The 5,914-nt window shown below is 62.7% G+C and carries 7 protein-coding genes; 2 read left to right on the top strand and 5 right to left on the bottom strand.

Annotated elements, in window-relative coordinates; translation table 11 throughout:
* Together EN925_RS19805 and EN925_RS19800 are read right to left on the bottom strand one after the other, a co-directional pair.
* Positions 1-932, bottom strand: a 932-nt coding sequence (locus EN925_RS19805) for an MFS transporter (protein ID WP_164894289.1), incomplete at its 3' end; no start/stop codon positions are given.
* 60 nt (positions 933-992) lie between these two features.
* Positions 993-1,982 (bottom strand): AraC family transcriptional regulator, encoded by a 990-nt coding sequence (locus EN925_RS19800; protein ID WP_063170228.1) that lies wholly within the window; start codon positions 1,980-1,982, stop codon positions 993-995.
* A gap of 160 nt (positions 1,983-2,142) precedes the next feature.
* Here EN925_RS19800 and EN925_RS19795 point away from each other — a divergent pair, with 160 nt between their 5' ends.
* Both EN925_RS19795 and EN925_RS19790 read left to right on the top strand, forming a co-directional pair.
* Positions 2,143-3,978, top strand: coding sequence for a monovalent cation:proton antiporter-2 (CPA2) family protein (locus EN925_RS19795; RefSeq protein ID WP_013531870.1), 1,836 nt, complete (start codon positions 2,143-2,145; stop codon positions 3,976-3,978).
* 14 nt (positions 3,979-3,992) lie between these two features.
* Entirely contained in the window at positions 3,993-4,538 is a 546-nt protein-coding gene (locus tag EN925_RS19790; RefSeq protein WP_064995823.1) for a DUF924 family protein, read from the top strand.
* Positions 4,539-4,588: 50 nt separating this feature from the next.
* On the opposite strand, the gene folK is transcribed toward EN925_RS19790, so the two are convergent.
* The 3 genes from folK to EN925_RS19775 all read right to left on the bottom strand — a co-directional run.
* The gene (folK, locus tag EN925_RS19785) at positions 4,589-5,101 is read right to left on the bottom strand and encodes a 2-amino-4-hydroxy-6-hydroxymethyldihydropteridine diphosphokinase (RefSeq protein WP_013531872.1); all 513 of its coding nucleotides are present in this window, start codon (positions 5,099-5,101) and stop codon (positions 4,589-4,591) included.
* Positions 5,085-5,444, bottom strand: coding sequence for a dihydroneopterin aldolase (folB, locus tag EN925_RS19780; protein WP_013531873.1), 360 nt, complete (start codon positions 5,442-5,444; stop codon positions 5,085-5,087). The genes folK and folB overlap by 17 nt, the downstream gene beginning before the upstream one ends.
* 3 nt (positions 5,445-5,447) lie before the next feature.
* On the bottom strand, positions 5,448-5,914 hold a 467-nt coding region (locus tag EN925_RS19775; protein ID WP_164894288.1), incomplete at its 5' end, for a dihydropteroate synthase.

Below are 5,914 nucleotides of genomic sequence, written 5' to 3'. Positions count from 1 at the left end.
CCCAAAAGCACAAAAGTAAGTGCCGCAACCGCCATCAACGCCGCGGTGACTGCGAGGGCCATGTGGATGTTGGTGTCGGCCATGCGGCCGCCGGCAATATTACCGATCACGGCAGCGATGCCAAACCCGAGCAGAGCCAAGGCAATCGGTCCGGTTGTAAGGAGTGTCACCTGTTCGAGGAAGGGACGCACATAGACCGAGCCGGCAAAATGCCCCGTCATCAGCAAAAGGATAGCCAGCATGCCGAGTTGGATGCCGCGCCGCCGGGTCAGCCGAAATACATCTGCAAGGCTGTTGCTTGCCGTTGCGGGCAAGGTCGGCAGGCTGAGAAACTGCAGCAGCATGGCAAGCGCGGCCAGCCCCGCCGTCATGGCCATGGCACTGCGCCACCCTATCCAGTCACTGATCAACGCGCCCATCGACGGTGCGGCAATGGTTGCGAGCGAGACGCCCAGGGTGACGATCGCCATGCCCCGCCCCGTCGCGCTGGCGCCAACAAGCCTCGCCACGACGGCGACCGAAAGTGCCCAGAAAGCACTGAGAGCGATGCCCAGCCCGGCCCGGCCCAACAACAACAGCCAGAAATCGGTCGCCAGCGCCGCCAGGACATTGGAACCGACCGCAAGAGCACTGAGACCAACCAGCACCGCCTTGCGGTTCAAGCGGCCGATGAGAACATTGCTCAACATGGCCGTCACGGCGCCGACGGAAGCGGTGGCGGTGACGACCTGTCCGGCCGTCCCCTCGCTGATGCCGAGATCACGTGCCATTGGCGTCAGCAGACCTGCGGGCAGGAATTCGGCCGACACCAAGGCAAAGCTGGTGGCCGCCAATGAAATCACCGCGAACCAGGTGGCTGCGCTCCACGCGGCTGGTGCATCGGCATCAAGGCCAGTCGCGGCGTCTTCAAGCTGTAATGTTGTGTCAGTCACGGAAAGATCTCCAAAGTTTGGAGGTCTTAAATAGGCGAGTCCGCTCGGATGATATGTATCTTAGAATCCGAAATTCATATCCATTCGTCCGGGAATTGTGCGACGCACAACGCCCGGCGAGACATTGGTGATGCGCTTGAACGCGCGCGCGAAGGATGCCTCCGAATCATAGCCCAAACGGGTAGCGACTTCGGCAACCGACAAGCCGTTTTGGCCCAGCAATTCGCGGGCAAGCTGCATGCGCAGGCGGGCGAGATAGTGTGCGGCACCCTCCCCCAATACCGCACTGAAACGCTCGGCGAAAATCGAGCGCGATTGGCCTGCCACGCCGGCCAGGCTTCCCAGCGTCCAGTTGTGGCCGGGGTCGCGGTGCATGGCCGCCAAAGCGCGGCCTATATGGGGGTCGCGGATGGCTGCGAGCCAACCGGTGGTCGAGGCTCCGTTGCAATTGACCCAGCAGCGTATGAGCCGGGCCGTCAGCAAGTCGGCCATACGCGACAGAATCGTGGCGCTGCCCATCTGCGGCTGCGAGGCCTCCACCGTCATGGCCGCCAGCAAAGGACCGACGACCGGGTCATTGCCGGCCACGTCGCAACCCTTGATGACAGGCGGCATCAACGTGATCAATGGGTTGAGCGCATAGGAGTCCAAGGCCATGGAGCCGCAGAAAAGGGTGCTCGTCGCGCCCGTTCCTTGCCGTACCACTTCGCAGACGTTGCCCCCCAACTTGATCACCTGGCAACCTTCGAGCGAGCCCCCTGCAACGTCCGGCGCGCTCGCCAGCCGATGGGCGATGCCTTGCGGCAGCAGCACCAGATCGCCATCGCGCAGCTCCTGCCAGCCTTGCGATTCAGTATGAATCCAGCATGGGCCCTGGCCGACAAAGTGAAACCGAAGCAGCTGTTGTTGCGGAAAGTCTATGCTCCATGGGTGCCGGAGTTCGCAGCGGCCATAGTTGACACCACTCAAGCGAAAGTCTTGCAGAACTTCGCTGAGCGCATCCATCGGGATATGTGGCGGCGAGGACGGCCGGGACGAATGGTCAAACATATACGCAATATAGATGCCGAACGTCCGGCAGGCAAGCGGGGACCGTTGTTCCACCAAGTCAATCACTGCAACGGCACCCTACCCTTTCCGGCAGATTTCTCGCCTTGCCTCCCGCTCCAACTGCATGCAAGGAGTGCTGCAAGACACAGGGACAAGAGGCATGGCGGCGGAAGCATCGGGCAGTGATCTGGTTCAGGTGGTGGCGCTGCTTGCTGCCGGTGTCGTCGCCGTTCCCATCTTCAAGCGCATGGGCCTCGGCTCGATCCTCGGCTATCTGGCTGCCGGCGTGGTGATCGGCCCGTTCGGCCTCGGCGTCTTTTCCGAATCGGAAGCCATTCTTCATGTCGCCGAACTCGGCGTGGTGATGTTCCTGTTCATCATCGGGCTGGAAATGCAGCCATCGCGGCTCTGGGGCCTGCGCCGCGAGATCTTTGGCCTCGGTGCGTTGCAGGTCGGCGTCTGCGCGCTCCTGCTGACCGGGGTCGGCATGGCTGGAGGGTTTCCAATCGCGCAATCCTTCGTCGCCGGCGCCGGCTTCGTGCTGACCTCGACAGCGATCGTCATGCAGCTTCTCGAGGAACGCGGCGAAATCGCCGCGCCGAAAGGTCAGCGCATCGTATCGGTCCTGCTGCTCGAGGATCTTGCCATCGTGCCGCTGCTGGCCCTGATCGCGTTTCTGGCGCCCGGCGGTGCCGACACCAGCCTATCGGAGCGGCTGACCGAGGTCGGCATCGGCCTCGCCGCGATCGTCGGCCTGGTTGTGGCCGGCCGTTATCTGCTCAATCCGTTCTTCCGCATCCTGGCGGATGCCCGTGCCCGCGAGGTGATGACGGCGGCGGCACTTCTGGTCGTTCTCGGATCCGCGCTTGCCATGCAGCTCAGCGGCCTGTCGATGGCGATGGGCGCCTTCCTGGCCGGTGTGCTTTTGTCCGAATCGACCTTCCGCCATCAGCTTGAAGCCGATATCGAACCGTTCCGCGGCATCCTGCTCGGTCTGTTCTTTCTCGCGGTGGGCATGTCGCTCGACCTGCATGTGGTCGCGGCGAACTGGCGGCTGATTGCCATCTATGTCGTCGCCTACATGGTGATGAAGGCATTCGGCATCTACATCGTCGCCCGTATCCTGAAAACCAGCCACCGCGAGGCGCTTGAGCGCGCGGTCTTCATGGCGCAAGGCGGTGAGTTCGCCTTTGTCCTTTATTCGGCGGCCGCGGCGGTCGGTATCATCGACGGCAACGCCAATGCGACGCTGACGGCGATCGTCATCATCTCCATGGTGCTGACGCCGCTGGCCATCATCGCCTTGCGCTATCTGACGCCGCGCGACGAGCAGTCGCTCGACGGCGTCGACGTCGCCGATGGCCTGACCGGCAGCGTGCTGATCATCGGCTTCGGCCGCTTCGGCCAGATCGCCAGCCAGCCGCTGCTGCTGCGCGGCATCGACGTCTCGATCATCGACAATGACGTCGAAATGATCCAGGCGGCGGCCGATTTCGGCTTCAAGGTCTACTATGGCGACGGCACGCGGCTGGACATCCTGCATGCCGCCGGTGCCGGCCGGGCGCGCGCCGTGCTGATCTGCGTCGACAAGGCCGATGTGGCTGTTCGCATCGCCCAGCTGATCAAGGCCGAATTCCCACTGCTCACCGTGCTGGCCCGCGCATTCGACCGTGGAACGGCGCTGCAGCTCATACGTGCCGGCGTCGACTACCAACTGCGCGAAACCTTCGAATCCGCACTTGTTTTCGGCGGCTCGGCCCTGGAATCTCTGGGCGTCGATCCCGAAGACGTGGCTGAAACGATCGAAGATGTCAGGCGCCGCGACACCGACCGCTTCGAAACCCAGCTCGCCGAAGGCATTCGCGCCGGACAGCGCTTCCTGAGAGGCAATATCGGCACGCCGATTCCGACACCGCTCTCGACGCCGCGCCGGCCTGGTCAGGCACTCAACGAAGAGACCGCGGGTGTGCTGCACAAGTCCGAACCCGCCGATTGAGCAAGGAATTAGGTATGGAATTGGACAGCAGAGCCCTGTCGGTCACCAAATTCTGGCGCGATGCCGGCGAGGATGCCTGGTTCGAGAAGAACGAAGCATTCGATGCCGAGTTCCGCGACCGCTTTCTCGACCTGCACTACGCCGCCGCGCGGCGTGAATGCGACGACTGGCTGGAACATGCCGAAGGCGCGCTGGCGCTGATGATCCTGCTCGACCAGTTTCCGCGGAACTGCTTTCGCGGCACCGGCCATATGTACGCGACCGATCCGCTCGCCAGATATTTCGCAGAGAAGGCGATCGCGGCTGGTCATGACCTGGCACTCGAGGAAGAACTCCGCGTTTTCCTCTACCTGCCTTATGAGCATTCGGAGCTACTGGCCGACCAGGATATTTCGGTCGAGCTGACGCAGGCCAGAGCCGAGCCCTATCTGAAGTATGCTGTCGAACATCGTGATATCATTGAGCAATTCGGCCGTTTTCCGCATCGAAACAAGATGCTTGGCCGCGAAACCACCTCGCAGGAGCAGACGTTCCTGGATGGTGGCGGCTTCTCGGGTTAGAGGCCTCGCTGCGCCGTTTGCAGGCCGGTATCACCTGAATATCAACGCACCTAGGCCAGCCACCAATCCCGGCCGGACGACAATCGCTCGATGCCTGAGGTATCGACGGCGACCAGGCGATCGGTGATGCTGCGACCGCTGACAACCAGGCCGGGCGCGATCTCGGCCAGCGGCGCCAGCACGAAGGCGCGCTCCAGCATGCGCGGATGCGGCACCTCCAGCCCGGTCTCGTGGATGACGCGGTCGCCGAACACCAGAATGTCGATGTCGATCAGCCGCGGCCCCCACCGCTCCTCGCGCACCCGCTTCAGCTTGCGCTCCGCATCGAGGCAGAGGTCGAGCAGGGCACGCGGTGCAAGCACGGTGGAAATTTCGGCGGCCGCATTGAGAAAATCCGGCTGATCGAGCTTGCCCCAGGGCGGTGTGCGATAAAGCGAGGAGACGCCGGTGACACGCGTATCCGCGTCGGCATCCAGCATGCGCAGCGCCGCGCTCATGGATTTCGCCGGATCGCCAAGATTGCCGCCAAGGCTGAGGTAAACGGTACTATTCGGGCCAGACAACGGTCACCTCGACATAATCGAGCACGCCGGGCACTGGTGCGTTCGGCTTGCGCACCGTGATCTCGGCTTTCTTTATCTGCGGAAAACGCGCCGTCAGCGCACGGGCCACTTCGAGCGCCAGCGACTCGATCAGAAATCGGCGCTGCCCGGTGATGATCTTTTCAATGACGCTGAATGCAACGCCGTAGTGGACTGTATCCTCGATCGAATCTTCGGCAAGCGCCCGGCCTGGGTCAACGGTCAGAACGGCATCGACATAGAAGCGCTGGCCGAGCCGTTCCTCCTCGTCCAGCACGCCGTGCCGGGCAAAGAAAGCGCAGTTCTTCATGCGGATGACATACATCGATCAGTTTCTCGCCCGGTCGGTTTGACGCGCCAGCATAGCATCGGCGAGCGCCAATGCGTCCACGTTGAATGCGACATCGTGGACGCGAAACAGATCGGCGCCCTGGAGCCTCAAAATGACGCTGGTCGCCGCTGTTCCGACCCCTCTGTCGGCGGCATCACGGCCGGTGACCGTGCCGATGAAGCGTTTTCGCGACGTGCCGGCCATCAGCGGCAGGCCGAGTGCATGCAATTCCGAAAAGCGTGCCATCAGGTCGAGATTTTCCTCCGCCGTCTCCTTGGCGAATCCGAAACCGGGATCGAGCACGATGTGATCATCGGCGATGCCGTTCTGGCGGGCGATTTCCAGCGACCTTCGCAGGAATGCCAACTGATCGGCAATCGCGTCCGGCAGCTTCTGGCGATCCCGCCCGGTATGCATGATGACAAGCCCGGCACCGGTATCGGCGGCGACACGAGCAATATCGG

This window comes from Mesorhizobium sp. M7A.F.Ca.US.006.04.2.1 (genome assembly GCF_004022915.1).
In the GTDB taxonomy this organism is placed as follows: domain Bacteria; phylum Pseudomonadota; class Alphaproteobacteria; order Rhizobiales; family Rhizobiaceae; genus Mesorhizobium; species Mesorhizobium ciceri.
Note: the sequence above shows the minus strand (reverse complement) of the source record. Positions and strands in the feature narration are given on the sequence as shown.